The sequence below is a fragment of the Sporosarcina thermotolerans genome, from assembly GCF_042658975.1.
Classification (GTDB): Bacteria; Bacillota; Bacilli; order Bacillales_A; family Planococcaceae; genus Sporosarcina; species Sporosarcina thermotolerans.
Genome location: NZ_JBHSRM010000013.1, coordinates 350,400 through 373,872 on the forward strand (window position 1 = coordinate 350,400; position 23,473 = coordinate 373,872).

The window sequence follows — 23,473 nt, forward strand, 5'->3', positions numbered from 1 at the left end:
ATGTGCCGTGCTAACCAATTTCGGCGTGGCCTAAGGTCAAAATAATGATAATTGATTCGAATCCGGCATGCCTTCCAAGCAACCTAATGAGTCCATATATTCAATGACGGTTTTAGATACCCTGCCTCGCTGCTGCAGGTCTTCTTTCGACAAGAAGATTCCATCCTTACGTGCCTCAACAATTGTTCTCGCTACGTTTGTACCAAGTGAAGGAATGGAGTCAAAAGGAGGAATTAGTTTATTGTCCTCAATAATGAATACGGAAGCATCAGATTTATATAAATCAGGCTTCGCGAAAGAAAATCCGCGTTCTCCCATTTCCAATGCTATTTCAAGTACTGTCAATAAGTTCTTCTCTTTCGGGCTTGCCTCTAACCCTTTGTCATTGATTTCCTTAATTTTTGCACGCATTGAAGCTGTGCCTTTCGTCATTACTAAAAGATCATAGTCTGTTGCACGCACAGTGAAATAGGCTGCGTAATACATAATTGGATGGTGCACTTTAAAATATGCAATCCTTAACGCCATGAGAACATAGGCTGCCGCATGGGCCTTAGGAAACATATATTTTATTTTCTTACAAGAATCAATATACCAGCCGGGAACGTTATTCGCCTTCATCTCTGCTTCAAATTCCGGAGTCAATCCTTTTCCTTTACGAACAGATTCCATAATTTTAAAGGCAATTGACGGTTCCAATCCTTGATAAATAAGGTAAACCATTATATCGTCACGGCATCCGATAACATCCGACAATTGACAAATATTATTTTGGATCAATTCCTGTGCATTTCCAAGCCAGACATCCGTTCCATGCGATAGTCCCGAAATCTGGATAAGTTCCGAAAATGTGGAAGGTTTTGTCTCCTCTAACATCTGCCTAACAAATCGTGTACCGAACTCAGGAACACCTAATGTACCCGTCTTACAGTCAATCTGTTCTTCAGTAACGCCTAAAGATGAGGTTCCGCTGAAGAGTGCCATTACCCCTTCGTCATCTGGTGGAATCGTTTTCGGGTCGATACCGGAAAGGTCTTCCAGCATTTTGATCATCGTTGGATCATCATGCCCAAGTATATCAAGTTTCAATAAGTTATTATCGATTGAATGGAAGTCAAAATGTGTTGTTCGCCAGCTTGATGAAGTATCGTCAGCCGGGAATTGAATTGGTGAAAAGTCGAAAATCTCCATATTATCAGGTACAACGATGATTCCACCTGGATGTTGCCCTGTATTTCGTTTAACGCCAGTACATCCTTGAACCAACCTGTCAATTTCCGCCCCTCTTAAATGGAGATTATTATCATTCATATATCCCCGGACATACCCATATGCTGTTTTTTCAGCAACTGTACCGATTGTTCCGGCACGATAGACATAATCCTCTCCAAAGAGCTCCTTCGTATAGTTATGCGCATGCGCCTGGTACTCTCCACTAAAGTTCAAATCGATATCAGGGACTTTATCTCCGTTAAACCCAAGAAACGTTTCAAACGGGATATCTTGTCCATCTTTTTTAAACATTGTTCCGCAGGATGGACACGCTTTGTCCGGCAAGTCAAAACCAGAACCGACAGAACCATCGGAAAAGAATTCGGATACTTTACATGATGGACAAACGTAATGTGGCGGCATCGGGTTCACTTCGGTAATTTCCATCATCGTTGCAACGAGTGAAGAACCTACTGACCCACGTGAACCAACTAGATACCCGTCGTCCAATGATCTTTTGACCAGCTTATGTGAAATCAGATAAATAACAGCGAAGCCGTTATCGATAATCGATTTCAATTCTTTTTCGATACGCGCTTCAATAATTTCGGGTAATTGTTCACCATAAATATGACGGGCCATCGAATAGGTAAGCTCCCGTACCTCTTCATCCGCCCCCTCAATCTCTGGGGTATAAAGGTCATCTTTGATAACTTTCACATCTCCGATTCGGTCGGCAATAGATTGCGGGTTATCAATGACAATTTGTTCAGCAGTTTCATTTCCTAAAAACGAAAAATGCTCGAGCATTTCATCGGTTGTCCTAAAATGCACTTCAGGTAATGAATGTCGATTCATCGGATTCGCGCCACCTTGTGATCGAACAAGTACTTGACGATACGTTGCATCCGTTTCATCTATATAGTGAACGTTCCCTGTAGCACAAACCGGGAGACTGAGCTTTTTTCCAAGTTTGATCATTTTACGCATTATATCTTCGAGATTCCATTCATCTCGTATAAGTTCTAACTCAATTAGATGCGAGTAAACCGGTTTTGGATGCAATTCAAGGTAATCATAAAAACGAGCAATTTCCTCTACTTCCTCCATCGATTTTTGCATTAAGCCTTCGAAGACTTCTCCTTTATCACATCCTGATCCAACTAATAAACCCTGTCGGTGTTTTATTAATAACGACCGTGGAATCCTTGGCACCCGATAAAAGTAGTCCATATGGGAAATCGAGACAAGTTTGAATAAATTCTTCAATCCTTCGTCATCGGTTGCAAGTAAAGTACAATGTGAAGGCCTCGACCTTTTATACGCATCCCCTTCCCCGATATTCTTATTGAAATCATCTAAGTAGACGATACCTTTCTCCGAAGCATCTTTCATTAGACGAATGAATAGATAAGCTGTCGCTTCCGTATCGTAGATCGCACGGTGATGCTGAGTCAGTTCGATATCGAATTTCTTCGCCAATGTATTCAATCTGTGATTTCGTAATTCAGGAAATAAAAATCGGGATAGTTCAAGTGTATCGATTGTTGGATAGTTCTTATCATGCAAATCAGCTTTTTTACTAGCCTCATAAAAGAAGCCCATATCAAAAGAGGCATTATGAGCGACTAAGATTGAATCACCGATAAATTCCTTGAAATCCCTGATGACTTCTGATACTTCTGGTGCATCTTTCACCATATCATCCGTAATGCCAGTTAGTTCTGTGGTTGTAGAAGATAGTGGATGATGCGGATTGGCAAAACGTTCAAATCTATCTTTTATTTCGCCATTTACTACTTTCACTGCTGCAAGTTCGATAATTGTGTCATACACAGCAGATAAGCCTGTTGTCTCTACGTCAAACACAACGTACGTATCATCTTCAAGTAAACGATGCTGTTCATCGTAAACAATTGGAACGCCATCATCTACAAGGTTTGCTTCTAAACCGAACAGTACTTTTATGCCATGTTTCTTACCCGCGGAATACGCTTCAGGAAATGATTGGACATTTGCATGATCCGTGATGGCAATTGCAGGATGACCCCATTTAGCTGCTTGAGCGACTAAATTCGATGCAGATGTTACGGCATCCATCTGACTCATATTCGTATGGGCGTGTAATTCAATACGCTTTCGATTCTCAGGTGCATTGTCCTTGCGGATAACTGGAGTGACTTCCATGATGTCTTGAGCCATCATAATAAGATCCCTGACAAAGGTATCATTCTGAATGCTTCCTCGAGCACGAACCCAAGAACCCTTTTTCAATGTTTTCATAAGCTCCGCATCTTCATTATCTCTCGAAAACATTTTAACTAATATTGAGTCGGTATAATCGGTCACTTTGATGGTGATCAATGAGCGTCCACTTCTTAGTTCCCTGACTTCTGTATCGAAGACATATCCTTCGATTGTGACACGTCTTTCTTCATCTTGAATTGTCTGGATGCCAATAATAGGCTCATCTGGTTTAATAGGCACACCTAACACGAATGGCCTGTTTCCGGCATCGCCATTTTCTTTTTTGCTTGCTTCTAATTTTTGAAGGTTTGCTAATGCATTTCTTGCAAATGCTTCTTCCTCCGCTTCCTTCTGTGCAATAAAGGCTAAACGCTCCGCTTCGTTATTTTCAGCCCCTTCAGATATCGTAAATTCAATAGCCATTGTCGGGAAACCGAAAGACCCATAAACTTCCGAGATAAGAGGCCCGTATTTACTTTTCAACGTTTGTTGTTCGAAGTCGTTTGTGCACTCCAATCTCATCTTTTCACCAATCATAACTGGTTGCTGTCCAATGAGACGTTCACGGATTGGTGGAGACATATCTCTCATCTCTTCGATGACGTACGGCCAGTATCCGACTACATTATCGGGATTCCACTCTGGAGAGCTTGTACTTATTTTAAGGCGAATTGTGGCAATGGATTTAAAGGCTTCTTTTAATTTATGTTGGAATAGCTGAAAAACTTGCAAAGGCAATGTTTTTTCAAGTTGAATATTGAATTGCCAGATCCTTGATTTTCGATGGATGTCCACTCGTTCAAGTGTGGCATGTTGGAAGTGGATGATGGTTTGGTCATCAGACATTCCGATTTGTTGCAATAGAGTTAGCATTTTCACTTTAGCATCCATATGTAACCCCCCTGTTTTACAGTGAAAAGGGAAGCGTCGGAACACCCGACCTCCCCTTTCATCATACTATTAATTAAAAAACGATTGTAGTTTTTCTGTAATTTCTTCTTTTTGCCAAACGACTGTTTCACCTGTCTCGCGGAATTTGACTTCTACCATTCCGTCCTGTGCCATTTTACCGATGGTGATACGGACTGGTAATCCAATAAGATCGGCATCCGTGAATTTCACTCCTGCTCTTTCATCCCGATCATCATGAAGGATATCGTACCGGTACGTTTTCAGGAGGTGATAAAGTTCGTTTGATAATTTTGTTTGAATTTCATCGTTCATATTGATTGTTATTAGATGAATGTCATAGGGTGCCAATTTTTTCGGCCATTTCAACCCGTTTGCATCATTGTATTGTTCAGCGATTGCCGCTAAAATTCGAGAAACGCCTATCCCATAACATCCCATTACAAAATGCTGGGAATTTCCATTTTCATCAAGATACGTCGCTTTCATCGCTTCACTATAGGAGACACCTAATTTAAATGTATGGCCGAGTTCAATCCCTTTCGCAAAACGAATTGTTCCGTTTCCGTCCGGCGAAAGGTCCCCCTCCTTTATGAATCTTAAATCTAAATACTTATCAACAGCGAAGTCGCGTTCAGGATTGACATTTTTCAGATGGAAGTCATCCTCATTCGCACCGCAAATTCCGTTAACGATTTCTTTTACAGCATTATCGGCATACACCTTAATTTCAAGAGGTAATTTAACAGGCCCAATAGTACCAACTTTGCAGGAAAGAGTTTTTTCAATTTCACTTTCTGAAGCAAGATTTAACTCACTAACAGAAAGTGCTTTTCTAAGTTTTATCTCATTAATATCATGATCACCACGAACTATAACTGCGCACAATTCATCATCAGCACGGAAGATAATCGTTTTGATAATTTTTGAAGGATCAACATTTAAAAATGTTGCAACATCCACTATAGTCTTTTTTTTAGGTGTTTCAACTTTTTCCAATTCCCTCATTGGTTCACTTGATTTGGCATAGTCGATGTTCACTTCTGCAATTTCAATATTAGCAGCATAAGGTGAAGTTTCACTGAACGCAATTGTATCTTCCCCTGTTTCTGATAGGGCCATGAACTCATGTGTGCTCTTACCACCTATCGATCCGCCATCTGCCAGAACCGTTCGAAATTCCAAACCAAGCCTTGTAAAAATCCTCGAGTAAGCTTCAAGCATTTCATTATACTTCACATCAAGACTTTCCTCTGTGGAATGAAAGGAATATGCATCCTTCATGATGAATTCCCTGCCACGCAGTAATCCGAATCTTGGCCTTTTCTCATCCCTGAACTTTGTTTGAATTTGATACATGGTTAGTGGAAGCTTTTTATAGGATTGCACATCATCACGAACAAGTGATGTGATCACTTCTTCGTGAGTTGGTCCTAATGCCATTTCCCTGTCATGTCTATCAGTTAAGCGGAATAATTCTTGACCATACGTTTGCCATCTTCCCGTTTCTTCCCAAAGGTCAGTTTGTTGCAATGTAGGCAATAAAACCTCTACCGCCTCAATTGCATCCATTTCTTCACGGATAATGTTTTCAATTTTCCTTAACACTTTTTTTGCTAATGGCAAATATGAATAGACCCCGCTCATATGTTGACGAATAAAACCGGCCCTTAATAACAATTGATGGGAGACGATTTCAGCATCGCTTGGTATTTCACGTAAAGTTGGGATGAATGTCCGTGATTGTTTCATAAAAGAGTTCACCTCGGATTCTAAAGAAAAGCGGAAGGCGCTTGCTCAGATGTGACAGGCATAAGGCAAATATGCGTAGTGGCGTCCTTTGACACGCGGCATATTTGACTTATGTCCCGAGTATCTAACGCCTCGAGCTGGACAATAAATTAGTCCAATTCTATTAAAAGAAAAACCTTTGTATATCGTTCCATGTAACGACTAACATAAGCACCATTAATAACATAATCCCTACAAAATGGACCATTCCTTCTTTTTGCTTATCGACAGGTTTGCCCCGTAAGCCTTCAAATAAGAAGAACAATAATCTACCACCATCAAGTGCCGGAAGTGGTAATAGGTTCATGATGCCTAAGTTAATGCTTAATACAGCCGCCCAATTCATAAGGGAGAAAACGCCAAATTGTGCAACTTCCTCAGTTGCCTTATAAATTCCCACTGGGCCACTTAATGCTTCAATTGTAAATTTACCTGTTACGAGCATACCTAAAAGCTCGAAGATTCGTTTAGTCCAGGTATATGTTTGTTCTGCTCCAAAAGCGAACGCCTTCATCGGGTTCTTTTCTAAAGGCGGATCGTACATAACTCCGATCTGGCCTACTTTCTCACCAGCCTCATTCACCACTGTATTCGGAGTTACTGCAAACGTAACGAGATCACCGCCACGCTCTACCTTCAATTGAATTTTTTCGCTGCCACTGCTTTTCACTATATCAGTAAATTCGGTCCACGTCTTAACAGGTACTCCATCCACTTCCTTAATGAAATCTCCTGGTTCCATTCCCGCAGAATATGCAGGACTGTCGCTGATAACTTCGCTAATGATTGGTTCATTAGTAGGGATTCCATGCAGAAGACCAATTGCCAAGAAGATGAAGAATGCAAGGATGAAGTTGAAAAGAGGACCAGCAAAGATAGCCATTGCCCTACTGCCTAAAGGCTTTGAATCAAATTGACGATCATAAGGAGCTATTATTGTCTCCTGACCTTTTTCATAAACAATAGCATTTCTTGAAACGTTGTATTTAACAAGATTTCCGTCTTCATCATATCCCTCGATGAAGAGCGCTTTACTCAAATCGGCCTTTTCCGTTTCTATGAATAGGACATTCGGATTTGAAACTTCCCGATTCAAGTAAATCTTTTCCACCACATCTTCATTATTTAAAATAACGCCAACACGATAACCGGGTTGTAATTCTACAGTGTCAAAATCATCACCTGCCATCCTGACGTATCCCCCCAAGGGAAGAAGGCGGATTGTGTAGAGCGTCTCGTTCTTTCGCAATGCTAATATTTTTGGTCCAAATCCAATTGCAAATTCACGGACCATGATTCCAGCCTTTTTCGCAAACAGGAAATGACCTAATTCATGAAAAAAGACGAGAGAACCAAATATGATTATAAACGCAATTACGGTTTCCATAAAAAACCACCTTAACTGGCCACTTTAGCCGATTTATGAATCATTTTACCTTATCATACACCATCTTACGGGTCAGGGAATCAATTTCAAGGATCGTTTCCAAGTCAGGTGATGAAATTTTTTCGTGCTGATTCATCATCCTTTCAACAATTTCCTCGATTTGTAAAAAAGGAATTTCACCTTTCATAAACAGTTCAACAGCAACCTCATTTGCTGCATTCATCACTGTTGGCATTGTACCGCCTTCCCTACCTGCAGCGTATGCAAGTGCAAGTGCTTTATATCTTTCCATATCCATTTTCTCAAAATGCAAAGTTCCAATTTCCTCGAGTTTGAGTGGTTTTGCATTTTGCATCTGAATCCGATCAGGATAGGTCATTGCGTATTGGATCGGAACACGCATATCAGGAGACCCCAACTGAGCAATCATACTCGTATCTTCAAATTCAACAATTGAATGGATAATACTTTCTTTATGAAGAAGACAATCAATTTTTTCATAAGGCATATTAAATAAATGATGGGCCTCTATCACCTCAAGTCCTTTGTTCATCATCGTCGCAGAGTCAATTGTCAATTTATTGCCCATTGACCAATTGGGATGCGCCAACGCTTGTTGAACAGTAACGTCCTTTAATCCGCTTCTCGACAAATGCCTGAAACTCCCTCCAGAAGCGGTAAGGATTAAACGGGACACTCGTTTGGGATTTTCACCATTCATGGATTGAAACAATGCAGAATGCTCACTATCTACCGGCAACAGTGCAACATTATTCTTTTTTGCTTCCGCCATAACGATATCTCCTGCAGCTACTAATGTTTCTTTATTTGCAATAGCTATCGTTATGCCTTCTTTGATGGCTTCTATAGTCGGCTCCAAACCGATACTGCCAATCACCGCATTGACAAGCATGTCCGCGTTGGAATGAGCAGCAACAATAATTAGGCCTTCTTTTCCATAAACGAATTTCGTCTTAGGGAATTCAGCTTGTAAGACACTCGCGTCAGTCGAGTTTATGACAGATACGATTTCGGGCTGAAACTCCGTTGTGATTTCTCTTACTTTAGTAATATTCATCCCAGCCGAAAAAGATACGAGCTTAAATTTTTCACGGTTTGATTGAATAATATCCAGGGTCTGTGTACCGATTGACCCTGTAGCTCCAAGCAGACTAATTTTTTTCACCATACTGAACTACATCCTTTCCTTTAACCAACAAGATGAAGAAAATGAATAAGTGGCAATACGAAAAGGAGACTATCAAATCTATCAAGAATTCCACCATGTCCCGGTAAAAGATTTCCTGAATCCTTCACTTTAAAATGCCGCTTCAATGCAGATTCAACCAAATCCCCCAACTGACCAACGATGGAGGCAATTATCGTAATAATAGCCAACACGAAATAAGAAGATGCTATTGGATAAAATAGTTGGAAAACTAACGCGAATAGAACAGCAAAAAGAATTCCACCAAGAAACCCTTCTACCGTCTTATTAGGGGAAATTTCCGGCCAAAGTTTACGTTTCCCTATTCTTCTTCCTGTAAAATAAGCTCCGGAATCAGTCGTCCAAATAACCAATAAGGCATAGAAAACATATTCAAATCCGTAAAATCGTGTTTCAATCAAGAAATAAAAACCTATGCCAAGGTATAATGCGCTAAACGCAGTAAATGCCGCATGATCGAATGTAAAACGATTTTTTGAGATTACTGTGAAAATAAGTAAGATAAGTATGAATGCGAATATCAATTCTGTTTTTGTGTAACCGGTAAATTGCAGCACTTCATTCGTCCATGTCGAAGGCATTAAAAGGATAGCAAGCATAAACCATGTAAGGATTCCCTCCACTGAGAATATGCGAATGTTTTTCATGCGTAGCAATTCGAATAAGCCTATTGAAGCGATGGCATAAATCGCTAGTGTAAACGGAAAACCACCTATGATGACGAGTGGGAAAAAAACTGCTAATGCTACAATTGCTGTAATGATTCTCTGTTTCAAAGTTCGTTATCTCCTTCCACACTCCCAAAACGCCTGTTGCGCTTTTGGAATTCTTCTATAGCATTAAGCATACATGATTCGTCGAAATCAGGCCAAAGAACATCTGTGAATGAGAATTCTGAATAGGCAAGTTGCCACAGCATGAAATTCGACAATCTTACTTCCCCACTTGTTCGAATTAGTAAATCCGGTTCAGGCAAATGTGAAGTCATTAAATGCGCATCAATCAAAGATTCATTAATATCATCTATCGATAATTGATTGTTTGCTGTCAATTGGACAATTTCTTTTACTGTCTCAACAATTTCGAGACGGCTTCCGTAATTCATTGCGAAGTTCAGTACAAGACCGGTATTCATCGAGGTAGCTTCTACCGCCTTCAAAATAGCTTCTTTCGTATGGGGTGGCAAAGCATCGAAGTTACCGATTGTTTCTACTTTAACATTCTGTTCAATCAATTCCGGTAAATATGTAGATAAAAACTCTCCAGGAAGCTTCATAAGAAAATCGATTTCCATTTTCGGACGTTTCCAGTTTTCGGTTGAAAAAGCGTATAGCGTTAAGACTTTAATGCCGATATCATTCGCAATACGGGTAATTTTACGGACTGTTTTCATTCCCTCATGGTGACCAGCAATTCTTGGCAAGCTGCGTTGTTTAGCCCATCTGCCGTTCCCATCCATAATGATGGCGACGTGTGAAGGTATTGTCCTACTTTTCACATTCTTAATCCTGTCGGAAATTGACAAATCGGACCCTTTAGTTTTTTTTCGCAACAGTTTTTCTAACATTCCGTTTCCTCCACTCGCCTGCTATTTGAGCAAGTACCTAGTCTATCGTATCAAATCGGCCAGCAAATTTCATTAAAACAAGCAAACGTTTCGATGAAATTTAAAGGATCCCTTGTATAAGACTATGCGTGCCTACTAATAATAATCAATAATATAATAGTTGCCTTCCGTTCCCGGCGGACGTTTTCCACTTTAAGGAACGGAAATCACCATTTACATATGTATGTCATTGGTTTAAACAATTTGGCAAAAAAAAGACGTCCTGAAGATAGGACGTCCGGAGATATAGAAAGTTCTTCGATCAGATTTCCATAATTTCGTTTTCTTTCGCTTTGGAGATCCCGTCAATCTTTTCAATGTACGAATCAGTTAGTTTTTGAATCTCATCGCCCTCACGACGTAATTCATCCTCAGTGATTTCGCCACTTTTTTCCAACTTCTTCAACTCGTCATTCGCATCTCTTCGAACATTTCGAATTGCAATTTTGGAATCCTCTGATTCCTTTTTAACTTCTTTCACAAGTTCCTTACGACGCTCTTCCGTTAAGGCAGGTACAGCCAAACGGATTACAGAACCATCATTGGAAGGAGTGATCCCGATATCAGATTTCAATATCGCCTTTTCAATATCCCCAATTGTCGTTTTGTCATAAGGTTGTATTACCATTAGTCTTGCCTCAGGCACGGAAATACCAGCCATTTGGTTTAACGGCGTTGGTGCTCCGTAGTAAAGAACATTGATTCGATCAAGCAATGATGCACTTGCACGTCCCGCACGGATTGAAGCTAATTGTCGTGAAAATGCTCCAATTGCTTTCTCCATTCTTTCAATCGTTTGGTCCATTAATTCTTTTGGCATTTACCCATTCCTCCTCACAACCGTACCAATCGGTTCCCCTAATACGGCCTTTTTAATATTTCCATTATCCATTATTGAGAATACTACGAGAGGGATATCATTGTCCATACATAGGGTTGAAGCTGTTGAATCCATAACCGCAAGACCTTGGCTAATTACTTCCAAATACGTCAAATCGGTGTATTTCACTGCGTCCTTATCTTTCAGTGGATCGGCAGAATAGACACCATCAACATTGTTTTTCGCCATCAGAATGACATCAGCTTCGATTTCAGCCGCTCTTAGAGCCGCAGTCGTATCGGTTGAGAAGTAAGGGTTCCCTGTTCCAGCAGCAAAGATGACGACACGTTTCTTTTCAAGATGTCTAATCGCTTTTCTCCGAATGTACGGTTCAGCCACTTGACGCATTTCGATAGAAGATGATACTCGTGTTTCAACTCCTAATTTTTCAAGTGCATCTTGTAGTGCTAATGAATTCATGACCGTGGCAAGCATACCCATATAATCAGCAGTCGTGCGGTCCATTCCCATCTCACTGCCGATCTTTCCACGCCAAATATTTCCTCCACCAACTACCACTGCAACTTCCACACCAAGTTCCGTTACATCTTTCACCTGTGCCGCAACTGTTTTAATGATTTCAGGAGATAATCCGAATCCCTTTTCACCTGCGAGTGCTTCACCGCTAAGCTTTAAGACAATTCTTTTGTATTTTGGGACGCTCATATGTACCCTCCGTCTTTAATTTTCTTGAAAAATAGGGAACACAAAGTTGTGTCCCCTAAATTATTTTGTATTCATTAAATGTGAATTAGTTACCTTTAACTTGGCTCATAACTTCTTCAGCAAAGTTATCTTCACGTTTTTCAATGCCTTCACCTACAGCATAGCGAACGAATTCTTTCAAAGAGCCGCCAGTGGACTTAACAAAGTCACGAACTTTTTGATCAGAATTTTTAACGAATGCTTGGTCAAGAACACAGATTTCTTCGAAGTATTTACCAAGACGGCCTTCAACCATTTTCGCAACAATATTTTCAGGCTTGCCTTCGTTCAACGCTTGTTCTGTAAGAACTTTACGCTCGCGCTCCACTTCTTCTGCGGACACTTCGTCACGTGAAATGTATTTAGGGTTCAATGCAGCAATATGCATTGCAACGTCTTTTGCAGCATCAGCGTCTGTTGTGCCTTCAAGGATTGTCAACACAGCAATACGACCGCCCATATGAAGATATGGACCGAATGCATCGTTATCTGTTTTTGTTTTCACTTCAAAGCGGCGAAGAGTGATTTTCTCTCCGATTTTTGAAACAGCGTTAGAAATATGTTCAGCGACTGTAAGGCCGTTTTCCAATTTAGATTCGTTAGCTTCCTCGATTGTAGCTGGTTTAGCTGCAAGAAGATGTTCTCCAAGTTCTTTTACAAGTGTTTGGAATCCTTCGTTTTTCGCAACAAAGTCTGTTTCAGCGTTTACTTCGAAGATAACTGCTTCGTTACCGTTAACGACGATTTCAGTTGTACCTTCAGCTGCGATGCGGTCAGCTTTTTTAGCTGCACTAGATAATCCTTTTTCACGGAGGAAGTCAACTGCTGCTTCCATATCACCGTTTACTTCTGTAAGTGCTTTTTTGCAGTCCATCATGCCTGCGCCAGTTTTTTCACGAAGTTCTTTTACCATTTGTGCTGTAATTGCCATTATAATTTCCTCCTGTATGAGTGATTTGTGACGACAATACTTTGTCTTGTTCAAAAATATTGTTGACCATTTGACGCGTTTCACACCAAAACTTGAACATCAACAAGTGAGTTGAACAAGCCTAATCTTTAAAAAAGACGATAAGGGGGTTGGCCGCTTATCGTCTGTTCATTTCCTAATTTTACTCTGCAGCTACCGTTTCAGACGCTTCTTCAGATACTTCTTCATCTGCGCCTTGTCTTGATTCGATCAACGCATCTGCCATTTTGCTTGTAAGTAAACGAACGGCACGGATTGCGTCATCATTCGCAGGAATGACGTAGTCGATTTCGTCCGGATCACAGTTCGTATCAACAATACCGACGAGTGGAATGTTCAATTTGATAGCTTCAGCTACAGCGATGCGCTCTTTGCGTGGGTCAACAACAAAGATAACATCCGGCAATGATTTCATATCACGGATACCGCCAAGGAATTTCACAAGACGTTCGTGTTCTTTTCTTAGTTCAGAAACTTCTTTCTTAGGAAGTACAGCAAATGTACCGTCCTCTTCCATCGTTTCGATCTTTTTCATACGTGCAACACGTTTTTGGATCGTTCCGAAGTTTGTAAGTGTACCACCAAGCCAACGTTGGTTGATGTAGTACATACCAGCACGTTCTGCTTCTTCTTTAATAGCATCTTGTGCTTGTTTTTTCGTGCCGACGAAAAGTACTTTTCCGCCATCTGCACCAACTTGACGCATGAAGTCATATGCTTCTTCAAGTTTTTTCACCGTCTTTTGAAGATCGATGATGTAGATTCCGTTACGTTCTTGGAAGATAAATTTCTTCATTTTCGGGTTCCAACGACGAGTTTGGTGTCCGAAGTGTACACCTGCTTCAAGCAGTTGTTTCATTGAGATTACTGACATTTGATATTCCTCCTATTTGGTTTGTTTCCTCCGTATGTTTCATCCGATGAAGCGACCTTTCGGCACCGTTTCCATCGTCCACGTACGTGTGTAGTAACACCATTTGATAATATACCATAGTGATTTTAATTTTGCAACTCTGTTCATCGGAATTTGAGTAGTAATTCTACTTCGGTTGTCCCTTTGCCGAGGGTTTTGGCGATTTCTTCTACTGTTTTGCCTTCATCAAACATTGATAAAGCACGATGGTGGTCGTTCTTTTCGGGAGTTAAATTTAACGTTTTTGGGGTTGTAGGTGCATTCTGATATGACTTCAATGCAACATTTACAGGAATATTTGGTTGAACGATCGTAAATTCATTTTCATTTTCCACAATCTTAGTCTTACGGGTAGGTTTTACTTCTTCTTGTACTTTTATAAGGACTTTTTCTTCACGATTTTCAATGATATTAATTAGTCGTTCATTTTCTTCTTTCAATTCGGAAAGATAAGCGGCGATGGCATCATCCATTTCAGCCATAAGCCGCTCTTGCTTTTTTTCAAGGTTGTTGAATTTGGATATCTTCATATACAGAAGTGCAATGACATAAAAACTAACCATTTGTAAAACGAATAACAATAATAAAAATAATGAACTCATTTGCTTAACCTGTAAAGTCTACGAATGACCCTTTATACGGATGCATCGCTTTCTTTTCCTCTTCTCTTTGTTGACGATTTCTTGCTGAAGGTTCCCTTTCCCTTTCCTGCTGACTACTATTTGCGTCGGAATTTGTTTTCGCATATTTGTCAGTATGCAAGACAGTCTCACGGTTTTTCAAAACTTCTTTTTCATTTAACGATTGGGCATGTCCCTGGTCAATTTGGGGTTGTTGTTGCTTTTGCTCTGTTAGTTTACCAGCATCGAAAGTTCTGGGAATTGCAATTTGGAGTTCGATTCCTTTTAAGCTCATAAAATCCCTCCATCAACTATTTCCGGTAATAGTGACTTTCTTAATTTGAAGAGCGCTTTTGAATGAATTTGAGAAATTCGGGAAGTTGATAAACCTAAGATTTCACCAATTTCAGTCAAGGTCATTTCATTCGTATAAAATAGATCTAACACCATTTGCTCATTCGCATTTAATTCTTTGATTTTCATTGTTAAATCCTGAACAAGTTCGCCCATCATGACATGATGCTCCGGTGTTGGTTCATGATGATCTTGTAAAGTATACGAATTGCCTTCCTCGTCATCAGAACCCACACGTTCCTCCATGGAAAGTACGTTTGAAAAGTAATGTTCGTGCAATGTCTGATAGACATCGTCCACTTCAATACCAAGATGATCGGCAATTTCTTCAGGAGTGGCATGTCGCAATAATTTTTGTTCCAACTTACTAATCTCATTCTCCAGTTTTTTTGACTTTTCACGGGCTAACCTTGGCATCCAATCCTCTTTACGAAGTCCGTCTATTATCGATCCGCGTATCCTGAATGAGGCGTATGTATCAAATTTTAAATCTCGATTCGGGTCGAATTTTGTCAAAGCATCGAATAGTCCCTGGAGACCAAGACTTACAATATCGTCCCTTGATACATTTCGGGGCAGGCCTGAGCTGATTCGTTGCACATGATAATTGACTAGAGGAGTATATTTTCGGACAAGGACATCACCCGCATCTGAATCCCTTTTTTTCAACCATTGTATCCAAATTATATCTTCATCCGTCAAATTCTGTTTGGACATGAACTCCACCCACTTTCCATGTTACGACATTCTTCAGCAATAGTTTGACTACAATTATAGCAAACGCAGCTAAAAAAAAGCGACTGAATCGTTCAGCCCCCTTGATACCTATCCATATAACTTTCGCCAATCCACTAGAACGCCATCAAATTTCATTCGTTCCTTCATTAACCGTTCGAATGCTTAATTTAATCGATATCGGGTCAAACTCAATTGTACGCCCTCTTGATCCACCTGTATCTTCTGCAATGATAGGGATTGATAGTCTGCCAAGGACCAGCTTGACCGCTTCAATATTTCGGGGGCCGATGCGGATTGTATCTTTTGATCCGAACTGGAACATTTGAGCTCCACCAGCAATTTTAGCCTTTAAAGAATTAGGATTTACTCCTTCCTTCTTTAATAGTTCCACCAATGAATAGATACCTGTGTCTGCAAATTTAGCCCTATTAAAACTTTCTAATCTTCCAAGACTTGAATCAGGCAACATAACGTGGACTAATCCCGCAATCTTAGTTGTTTCATCGTATAGGACGACACCGACACAAGAACCTAAACTTGATGTCCGAATTTTTTGGGGCGCTTTAACAATCTTCATATCCGCGATACCAACTCTAACAACATTTTTAACTGTATCCATTTATAGAACACCTAACGATCGAAATAAGGAAATATAGGCCTCTGGGTTTGGAAGTAGAAAAAAATGTCCATCCACACTGGAACTTCCCTCAACAATAATTTGAGTGTCTATGACGATAGCCTCGTCGTAATAATGTGATAGTTCTATAAGTCCGAAACTAATTATAGCGCCCACCATATCTACACTAAGCGATGGAACAGTCGGTTGTATCTTCAACTGTGTGAAATCCGATAAAGCAGAAAGATACGACCCAGCTAAGATATTTCCAACCTCCTGCATTGCTGATATCGCCAATTCCGATATTGTTGAATTATGGAAATCGATTGAGGTTTCACCGACTAATCTTTTAGTCAGTTGATTTGCAGAATCTAACGGCAACAAGTAGAACATATTGCCAGAAAGATCACCTTCGATCTTTTGTAGTATTCCGACGACTATTCTTTCAGACCCTCCTGCTAAATCGAACATTTCATCAAATGATACAAAACTTACGTTTGGTACAAGCATTTCAATTTTCTTATCTAATAACTGTGATAATGAAGTGGCTGCATGTGCAGCACCGATACTTCCAATTTCCTTTAAGACATCGAGATGCATATCTGTAATTTTATAGTCAATATTCATCGGTTGTCACTCGTTTCACAGGGATCAGTACTTTATTAAGATTTAACATAACCAAAATCCGTTTATCGATCCTTGCTACTCCATAAATGAATTCAGATTCAACCGAACCAACTACTTTCGGTTGCGGCTCTATTGAATCCTTCGGAATATCAATAACATCAGTCGCCGCATCGACGATCAATCCAACCTTAAACTCGTCACATGAAACGATTATGTTCCGAGTGTCTTCATCAATAGGTTTCATTTCAAGTTCAAACCGTGCTCGCAAATCAATAATCGGTGTAATTACTCCCCTTAGATTAACGACACCTTTTACATAGGAGGGTGTTAGTGGGACATTCGTGATTGAAAGAGTCCTTTCAATCGATTCAACTACATCCACTTTTAGCATATACTCTTTCTCTGCCAACTGGAAAACAACCACTTTTATAACTTCTTTATTTTGGTCCCAATTGTCCGTTGCAGCCATACAATCTCCCTCCCATCTATTTGATTAATGCATTGCAATCAACGATTAATGCGACTCTGCCAGTACCAAGAATTGTAGCGCCTGAAATCGCAAAAACGCTTTGCAAGTAATTCCCAAGTGATTTCAGTACAATTTCTTGTTGTCCAATGAATGAATCCACGATTAGACCAGCCATCTTTTCGCCCTTTTGGACAATAACGATTGATTGGAATTCTTTGGTTTCGACTCCGTTATCCATTTCAAAGATTTCTTTTAAATTCACAAGAGGGACAATGCTTCCCCGTACGTCAATTAACTTTTGGTTATGGCCACTCATAATGTCCGAAGTTCGTATAATTGCTACTTCGTGAATCGATGAAAGCGGGATGGCATATACATCTTCATCTAAATTCACAAGCATTACAGATATGATTGACAGCGTGAGTGGCAATTGTATCCGAAATAGGGTCCCTCGATCCTTTTCAGATTGAATTGCGATATAGCCACCAAGTGATTCTATTTTACTTTTCACAACATCCATACCGACTCCCCGTCCAGACAAATCGGTAACTTTTTCAGCTGTTGAAAATCCCGGCGACATGATCAATTCTAAAATTTGCTCGTCCGTCAATGACGAAGCAAACTCTGCAGTGACAATTCCGCTTTTAATGGCTTTCTTCATAACAAGTTCCTTGTTTATACCTGCCCCGTCATCTTCCATTTCGATAAAGACATGGTTCCCCGAGTGATATGCCCTAAGCGAGATAGACCCCTCCGCAGGTTTTCCTTTTTCAAGTCGTACTGCAGGACTTTCTATTCCGTGGTCAATTGCATTACGGAGTAAATGAACAAGCGGGTCTCCAATTTTATCCATAACTGTGCGATCTAATTCGGTTTTAGCACCTGTAATTTTGAGATTAATAGTCTTCTCTAAATCACGTGCCAATTGACGTACCATTTTTGGAAAGCGGTTAAATACTGTTTCCACTGGAACCATTCTCATTTTAAGAATGATACTTTGAAGGTCGCCTGTAATCCGTGTCATACGTTCCACAGTTTCATCCAAATCCTCATTATGTAATTCATCGGCAATAGATTGTAGGCGCCCCCGATCAATTATTAGTTCCTCAAAAAGATTCATAAGAGTATCGAGCCTGTCTGTATTGACGCGAATTGTCTTACTTGTATTTTGAACAGTTACTGCTCTACTTTCTATTTTGGGGTTTAACTCAGACTTTGCATATTCGATTATTTCTTCATTCTCGGATATTAGAACTGAACCTACTGTTACCGGATGTACGAGAACATTCTCCACTTCCGATATATTCATTACCTGATTTTTTAGTGTATTGGCGTCTATTTTAGTTAATAGAACGACAGTGAACAGTAAATCGAAGTCTTCATTTTCCAATTGTTCAATAGATGGAGTCGATTTAATGATTTCCCCAAACTTCTCGACTAACTCAAACACCATGAATACACGGGCAGCTTTTAGTATGCAATCTTCACCTAAGAGCACGCGTACCTCGAAGGCATTGAAACCCTCTTCCTGTGATTGACTAATAACAGCCATCTCAAATTCATCATATATGATTGCCTGTGTCGGAGTCTCTTTTCTTGAAGATGATGATAGGATTGAATGTTCGGATTCAATCCTGTTTAAAACGTGAACGATTTCACTTACATCTTTTTCTCCAGTTCCTCCTGCTTCTATCTCCAACACCATTTCTTCCAACAAATCGACAGCTTTGAAGACTATATCAAGAATTTCCGTCGTTACATTGATTTTGGAATTACGTATAGCATCAAGAATATTCTCCATTTTATGTGTCACTTCGACAATATTTCCATAGCCCATTGTTGCTGACATTCCTTTTAATGTATGCGCAGAGCGAAAGATTTCATTAACAATGGCTAAGTCTTCCGGATTTTTTTCAAGTGCAAGTAAGAGTTCATTACATGCCTGTAAATGTTCTTTACTTTCATCCAAGAACATATCCAAGTATTGCGCTATTTCCATTCTTAATGTCCCCCCCTTCACGATATTTGACCCATATAATTATTGCTATTGCAATCTCTTGTATAAGCCAAGCCACTTTTGTCCCAATCCATGAAGTTCTTTCGCTACTTAAAACCTATTGCTCTAACTATGAAAATTCGGATATAATAGATTCCGGGTTTAGCATAAAAATCGTGCAGAGGCGTTTTATTGACGCCCTTTCATAAAGATTCCCTTCAATTTGCCAAGGAATCCAGTCTCTTTTTTCGACTCTGGTTGATTCATTTGTACAAATTTTTCCGCAATTGCTAACATACATTTTGAAATTGGGGCGTTTGGATAAAGAAGTAAAAAAGGTTTTTGGGCTAATACCGCCTTCTGAACAGATGGATCTTCAGGTAGGAACCCTAATATTGCAGTTTCTTTATCTAAAAACTTTCGCATCGCAAACTGCAACCTCTTTACTGCATCATTTCCACCATCTCGTTTGGTCAGTCGATTGCTGACAATGTGGAACTCTTTTTCTTGATCTTTAAGGTAGATGAATTTCATCATAGAATAAGCATCCGTTATGGACGTAGGTTCCGTTGTAGAAATAACAATCACTTCATCAACGGATAAAATTAGATCAATAGACTGTTGGGTAGCACCTGCCGCCATATCAAAAAGGATAAAATCGTATTCTTGCTGTAATTGTTCGAAAGCTGTAAATAACCGACTTAACATATCCTGCGACCATTCCAATATGCTATCTAACCCCGATCCACCTGATATATACACTAACCCCTCTTTTTCAACATTAATAACATCTTCCAATTCCGCTTCACCAATTAAATAATCTTTCAAACTATTATTGGGTGCTTCCCCAATAAGGATTGAAATGTTGCCCATACCTATATCCATATCAATAACAATGACTTTCTTCCCTTTTTTTATTAGAGAGTGAGCAAAGTTAACGGAAAAGTTAGACTTTCCCACTCCTCCTTTTCCACTAACAATTGCAATTGACCTCGCTAATTCACCTTTGGCTTTCAACATTTTCAATCTAAGCGCTTCGGCTTGGTCACGCATGTTTAACACCTACCAATAGCAGATTGAGCATTGCTTCAAGATTAGCCTCCATTATATCCTCAGGTACTTCCTGACCGTCTGTAAAATATGCCGTCCCTATTTTGTATTGTTTCATCAAATTGAACATTTGACCGATTGAGCCGGTTTCATCCACTTTTGTGAAGATGAATTTTTCAATCGGGAATGAGGAGAACATTTCGATAATCTTCTTCATGTCTGCTTCTTTAGATGTAACAGATAAGACAAGGAAAGATTCCATATTAATCGAAAAATCGATAATACGGTTCAAATCATCTAAAAATTTCTTTTCCATATAATTACGTCCGGCAGTATCGATAAATATCAAATCAAGATCTTTCATTTTATCAATTGCCGCTTTAAAATCATTGCTGTTATAAACTACTTCAACAGGTGCCTGTAGTAAATTTGCATATGTCCTAAGTTGCTCTATTGCTGCAATTCGATATGTATCAGTCGTTATAAAACCAATCTTTTTCCTATTTTCCAGGACTGCTCTCGCGGCAATCTTAGCAATTGTCGTTGTTTTCCCCACCCCGGTCGGACCGAGTAAATTTACATATTTTTTATTGAATGAAATGCCGCCAAACGGCAAATCAGAATACTCTTTCATCATGAAATCCTTTACAATTTGCAGTTGTTCCGCCTTTGTAAAGTCCTTCTTTTCCGACTTCATCAAAGAAAAGATTTCATTGCCAATTTGTAAAACCAACTCTTTAGACAAATCTTGTTGCTCCAACGAAGCAAGCAATGGTTGTAGTTCATCAGGAAGGCTCCCGAAAGATGCCACTTGTTTCATTTCCTGTAAAAGTTTCTTCATCTCATTCATTTCTTTTTGAATTCCAGAATCCGTCTTTTTCTCAACAGACGAATACTGTGGATGAAAGGTCGTTTCGACAGGTTTCGATACAGTCCTGTCCAACCCCGCAACAACTTCCACGGACTTTTTACGGAATAATCCCATAAAACCTTTCGATTTTACTACTGATGAACTAAGTATGACGGCTTCGTCCCCAAGGTCCATTCGTACTTGTTTCATCGCCTCAACCATTGTGTCCGCTGTATATTTTTTCATCTTCATCAAATTTCCACCACCCCTACGCTTTGGATTTCAATTGATGCCTCAAGTTCATTGTATGATAAAACTGGTATTTGCGGGAAGTATCTTTCTGTTATTTGCCTTAAGTACATTCGTATAGCCGGTGAACAAAGAATTACCGGTGATTGATCCATCAATGCCACCCTTTCAATCTCTTTTGCTATCGATTCCAAAATCTCTTGTGAATGTGAAGGGTTGATGGATAGATAATTTCCTTGCTCAGTTTGCTGGATATTATCAGCAATTAACTTCTCGATTTTCCCTGACACTGTCAGCACTTTTAATGTGTCCACCCCTGCTGAATATTGGGTAGTAATTTGTCGTGCAAGGGATTGGCGGACATATTCTGTTAACAAATCGATATCAGATGTATATTTCGAGTAATCCGCAAGGGTTTCAAATATGATAGGAAGATTGCGGATTGACACATTTTCTCTTAATAACTTGGCCAATACTTTCTGGATTTCACCAATTGAAAGTGGCGTAGGTGTAAGTTCCTCCACCAAAATCGGATAGGTTTCCCGAATATGATCTACAAGTTGTTTTGTTTCTTGACGGCCAATTAGATCAGCTGCATTAGCTCGAATCACTTCTGTTAGATGAGTTGAAACGACACTTGGCGGATCTACGACAGTATAGCCCAAAATCTCAGCATCCTCTTTAACATCCTCGGTTATCCATTTCGCAGGTAGGCCGAATGAAGGCTCAATCGTGTCAATTCCACTGATAGAATCATCACCACCGGGACTCATTGCGAGATAATGGTCCAGGAGAAGTTCTCCCTTTGCAAGCTCATTTCCTTTGATCTTAATTCTATACTCATTCGGCTGAAGTTGAATGTTATCCCTGATCCGTACGACTGGAATGACCAATCCTAATTCAAGAGCAAGTTGTCTTCGAATCATGACAACTCGATCAAGCAGATCACCGCCTTGCTGGGCATCAACTAATGGAATAAGTCCATATCCGAATTCGAATTCGATTGGGTCAACGTTCAATAAATTGACAACGTTTTCCGGACTTTTCATACCTTCAGTTTCAACTTCCTCCGCCATTTCTAACATTTCCTCCGGATCCTCGTCCGGCTTTTGAGACATTCTGTAGGCGCCAATTGCCAATGCCGCAGCAATTGGAATCGTGACGATATCTTGAATTGGCGTAAAGAAGCCTAAAAGAAAAATGGTTGTTGCAGCAACATAAAGGAGTTTTGGTTGTCCCAATAATTGTTTCGTAATATCAGAGCCAAGATTCCCCTCAGATGCCGCTCGTGTTACGACGATACCAGTTGCTGTCGAAGTGAGCAATGCTGGTATTTGTGATACGATCCCATCACCTACTGTTAGCTGGGAAAATTTCATGGCGGCTTCTGCAAATGGTAAGCCCATTTGAATAACCCCGATGATCATCCCAACAAGGAGGTTAATAATTACAATGATAATCCCAGCGATGGCATCTCCCTTAACAAATTTTGTCGCTCCATCCATCGCTCCATAAAAATCCGCTTCATTACTTACTTTTTCACGACGCATTCTCGCTTCTACCTCAGAAATCATTCCTGCATTCAAATCCGCATCAATACTCATCTGTTTACCAGGCATCGCATCTAACGTGAAACGTGCCGCGACTTCAGAAACGCGTTCCGCACCTTTTGTAATTACGATGAATTGAATAATGACTAAAATGGCAAAGACAACAAGGCCGACAACGATATTCCCACCTGTAACAAATGTTCCAAATGTATCAACAACGCCACCAGCATCCCCTTTCGAAAGAATTGCCCGTGTCGTTGAAACATTTAATCCAAGACGAAAAAGTGTTAGCAATAAAACTAAAGAAGGAAAAATTGAAAACTGCAATGCTTCTTGCATATTCATCGATGTTAATAAGACCAATAGAGCCAGTGTAATATTTATAATTATTAAAAAGCTAATAATCCAAGGGGGTAATGGGATGACAAGCATTGCGACAATCATTATGACTGCCGCCAATACACCAATATCCTTAATTTGCATGTCAACACCGCTTTCTCAAGAAG

At 39.9% G+C, this 23,473-nt stretch carries 21 protein-coding genes; all 21 read right to left on the reverse strand.

Annotation, left to right across the window (positions count from 1 at the left end):
• Positions 1-36 precede the first annotated feature (36 nt).
• Entirely contained in the window at positions 37-4,350 is a 4,314-nt protein-coding gene (locus ACFPZG_RS09590) for a PolC-type DNA polymerase III (protein WP_317940097.1), read from the reverse strand.
• Between the two features lie 69 nt (positions 4,351-4,419).
• Positions 4,420-6,120, reverse strand: a complete 1,701-nt coding sequence (locus ACFPZG_RS09595) for a proline--tRNA ligase (protein WP_317940098.1) — start codon at positions 6,118-6,120, stop codon at positions 4,420-4,422.
• A gap of 163 nt (positions 6,121-6,283) precedes the next feature.
• Positions 6,284-7,546, reverse strand: coding sequence for an RIP metalloprotease RseP (rseP, locus tag ACFPZG_RS09600; protein ID WP_317940099.1), 1,263 nt, complete (start codon positions 7,544-7,546; stop codon positions 6,284-6,286).
• 40 nt (positions 7,547-7,586) lie between these two features.
• Entirely contained in the window at positions 7,587-8,732 is a 1,146-nt protein-coding gene (locus tag ACFPZG_RS09605; protein ID WP_317940242.1) for a 1-deoxy-D-xylulose-5-phosphate reductoisomerase, read from the reverse strand.
• 23 nt (positions 8,733-8,755) lie between these two features.
• A complete protein-coding gene (locus tag ACFPZG_RS09610; protein WP_283731742.1) occupies positions 8,756-9,550 on the reverse strand; it encodes a phosphatidate cytidylyltransferase in 795 nt (264 codons plus the stop codon).
• Complete coding sequence (locus ACFPZG_RS09615; RefSeq protein ID WP_283731741.1) at positions 9,547-10,341, reverse strand: isoprenyl transferase; 795 nt, start codon at positions 10,339-10,341, stop codon at positions 9,547-9,549. Before ACFPZG_RS09615 ends, ACFPZG_RS09610 begins: the two co-directional genes overlap by 4 nt.
• A 301-nt stretch (positions 10,342-10,642) precedes the next feature.
• Positions 10,643-11,200: a ribosome recycling factor gene (frr, locus tag ACFPZG_RS09620; RefSeq protein ID WP_317940100.1), complete on the reverse strand. Its 558-nt coding sequence runs from the start codon at positions 11,198-11,200 to the stop codon at positions 10,643-10,645.
• Positions 11,201-11,926 carry a UMP kinase gene (pyrH, locus tag ACFPZG_RS09625; protein WP_283731740.1) on the reverse strand — a complete coding sequence of 242 codons (726 nt, stop codon included), beginning with the start codon at positions 11,924-11,926 and terminating at the stop codon, positions 11,201-11,203.
• 85 nt (positions 11,927-12,011) lie between these two features.
• Entirely contained in the window at positions 12,012-12,896 is an 885-nt protein-coding gene (tsf, locus tag ACFPZG_RS09630; protein ID WP_317940101.1) for a translation elongation factor Ts, read from the reverse strand.
• 181 nt (positions 12,897-13,077) lie between these two features.
• Complete coding sequence (gene rpsB / locus ACFPZG_RS09635; RefSeq protein WP_317940102.1) at positions 13,078-13,809, reverse strand: 30S ribosomal protein S2; 732 nt, start codon at positions 13,807-13,809, stop codon at positions 13,078-13,080.
• 143 nt (positions 13,810-13,952) lie between these two features.
• Positions 13,953-14,450: a hypothetical protein gene (locus ACFPZG_RS09640; protein ID WP_283731739.1), complete on the reverse strand. Its 498-nt coding sequence runs from the start codon at positions 14,448-14,450 to the stop codon at positions 13,953-13,955.
• 4 nt (positions 14,451-14,454) lie between these two features.
• On the reverse strand, positions 14,455-14,763 hold the full coding sequence (locus ACFPZG_RS09645) for an RNA polymerase subunit sigma (RefSeq protein WP_283731738.1): 309 nt from the start codon (positions 14,761-14,763) through the stop codon (positions 14,455-14,457).
• Positions 14,760-15,539, reverse strand: a complete 780-nt coding sequence (locus tag ACFPZG_RS09650; protein WP_283731737.1) for a FliA/WhiG family RNA polymerase sigma factor — start codon at positions 15,537-15,539, stop codon at positions 14,760-14,762. Before ACFPZG_RS09650 ends, ACFPZG_RS09645 begins: the two co-directional genes overlap by 4 nt.
• Complete coding sequence (locus tag ACFPZG_RS09655) at positions 15,514-15,669, reverse strand: hypothetical protein (RefSeq protein ID WP_283731736.1); 156 nt, start codon at positions 15,667-15,669, stop codon at positions 15,514-15,516. The genes ACFPZG_RS09650 and ACFPZG_RS09655 overlap by 26 nt, the downstream gene beginning before the upstream one ends.
• Before the next feature lie 15 nt (positions 15,670-15,684).
• Positions 15,685-16,179: a chemotaxis protein CheD gene (locus tag ACFPZG_RS09660; protein WP_317940103.1), complete on the reverse strand. Its 495-nt coding sequence runs from the start codon at positions 16,177-16,179 to the stop codon at positions 15,685-15,687.
• A complete protein-coding gene (locus ACFPZG_RS09665; protein ID WP_283731735.1) occupies positions 16,180-16,803 on the reverse strand; it encodes a chemotaxis protein CheC in 624 nt (207 codons plus the stop codon).
• Positions 16,793-17,272, reverse strand: a complete 480-nt coding sequence (locus ACFPZG_RS09670) for a chemotaxis protein CheW (RefSeq protein WP_283731734.1) — start codon at positions 17,270-17,272, stop codon at positions 16,793-16,795. Before ACFPZG_RS09670 ends, ACFPZG_RS09665 begins: the two co-directional genes overlap by 11 nt.
• A gap of 16 nt (positions 17,273-17,288) precedes the next feature.
• Positions 17,289-19,271, reverse strand: a complete 1,983-nt coding sequence (locus tag ACFPZG_RS09675; RefSeq protein ID WP_317940104.1) for a chemotaxis protein CheA — start codon at positions 19,269-19,271, stop codon at positions 17,289-17,291.
• A gap of 186 nt (positions 19,272-19,457) precedes the next feature.
• The gene (locus ACFPZG_RS09680; protein WP_283731733.1) at positions 19,458-20,321 is read right to left on the reverse strand and encodes a MinD/ParA family protein; all 864 of its coding nucleotides are present in this window, start codon (positions 20,319-20,321) and stop codon (positions 19,458-19,460) included.
• Positions 20,314-21,420: a flagellar biosynthesis protein FlhF gene (gene flhF, locus ACFPZG_RS09685; protein WP_283731732.1), complete on the reverse strand. Its 1,107-nt coding sequence runs from the start codon at positions 21,418-21,420 to the stop codon at positions 20,314-20,316. Before flhF ends, ACFPZG_RS09680 begins: the two co-directional genes overlap by 8 nt.
• Entirely contained in the window at positions 21,420-23,450 is a 2,031-nt protein-coding gene (gene flhA / locus ACFPZG_RS09690; protein WP_283731731.1) for a flagellar biosynthesis protein FlhA, read from the reverse strand. Before flhA ends, flhF begins: the two co-directional genes overlap by 1 nt.
• Positions 23,451-23,473: the final 23 nt, after the last annotated feature.

Excerpts from the sequence above, each read along its gene's own strand:
- ACFPZG_RS09590 (WP_317940097.1), bottom strand. The coding sequence starts at position 4,350 with ATGGATGCTAAAGTGAAAATGCTAACTCTATTGCAACAAATCGGAATG.
- ACFPZG_RS09595 (WP_317940098.1), bottom strand. The coding sequence starts at position 6,120 with ATGAAACAATCACGGACATTCATCCCAACTTTACGTGAAATACCAAGC.
- rseP (WP_317940099.1), bottom strand. The coding sequence starts at position 7,546 with ATGGAAACCGTAATTGCGTTTATAATCATATTTGGTTCTCTCGTCTTT.
- ACFPZG_RS09615 (WP_283731741.1), bottom strand. The coding sequence starts at position 10,341 with ATGTTAGAAAAACTGTTGCGAAAAAAAACTAAAGGGTCCGATTTGTCA.
- frr (WP_317940100.1), bottom strand. The coding sequence starts at position 11,200 with ATGCCAAAAGAATTAATGGACCAAACGATTGAAAGAATGGAGAAAGCA.
- pyrH (WP_283731740.1), bottom strand. The coding sequence starts at position 11,926 with ATGAGCGTCCCAAAATACAAAAGAATTGTCTTAAAGCTTAGCGGTGAA.
- tsf (WP_317940101.1), bottom strand. The coding sequence starts at position 12,896 with ATGGCAATTACAGCACAAATGGTAAAAGAACTTCGTGAAAAAACTGGC.
- rpsB (WP_317940102.1), bottom strand. The coding sequence starts at position 13,809 with ATGTCAGTAATCTCAATGAAACAACTGCTTGAAGCAGGTGTACACTTC.
- ACFPZG_RS09640 (WP_283731739.1), bottom strand. The coding sequence starts at position 14,450 with ATGAGTTCATTATTTTTATTATTGTTATTCGTTTTACAAATGGTTAGT.
- ACFPZG_RS09645 (WP_283731738.1), bottom strand. The coding sequence starts at position 14,763 with ATGAGCTTAAAAGGAATCGAACTCCAAATTGCAATTCCCAGAACTTTC.
- ACFPZG_RS09650 (WP_283731737.1), bottom strand. The coding sequence starts at position 15,539 with ATGTCCAAACAGAATTTGACGGATGAAGATATAATTTGGATACAATGG.
- ACFPZG_RS09660 (WP_317940103.1), bottom strand. The coding sequence starts at position 16,179 with ATGGATACAGTTAAAAATGTTGTTAGAGTTGGTATCGCGGATATGAAG.
- ACFPZG_RS09665 (WP_283731735.1), bottom strand. The coding sequence starts at position 16,803 with ATGAATATTGACTATAAAATTACAGATATGCATCTCGATGTCTTAAAG.
- ACFPZG_RS09670 (WP_283731734.1), bottom strand. The coding sequence starts at position 17,272 with ATGGCTGCAACGGACAATTGGGACCAAAATAAAGAAGTTATAAAAGTG.
- ACFPZG_RS09675 (WP_317940104.1), bottom strand. The coding sequence starts at position 19,271 with ATGGAAATAGCGCAATACTTGGATATGTTCTTGGATGAAAGTAAAGAA.
- ACFPZG_RS09680 (WP_283731733.1), bottom strand. The coding sequence starts at position 20,321 with ATGCGTGACCAAGCCGAAGCGCTTAGATTGAAAATGTTGAAAGCCAAA.
- flhF (WP_283731732.1), bottom strand. The coding sequence starts at position 21,420 with ATGAAGATGAAAAAATATACAGCGGACACAATGGTTGAGGCGATGAAA.
- flhA (WP_283731731.1), bottom strand. The coding sequence starts at position 23,450 with ATGCAAATTAAGGATATTGGTGTATTGGCGGCAGTCATAATGATTGTC.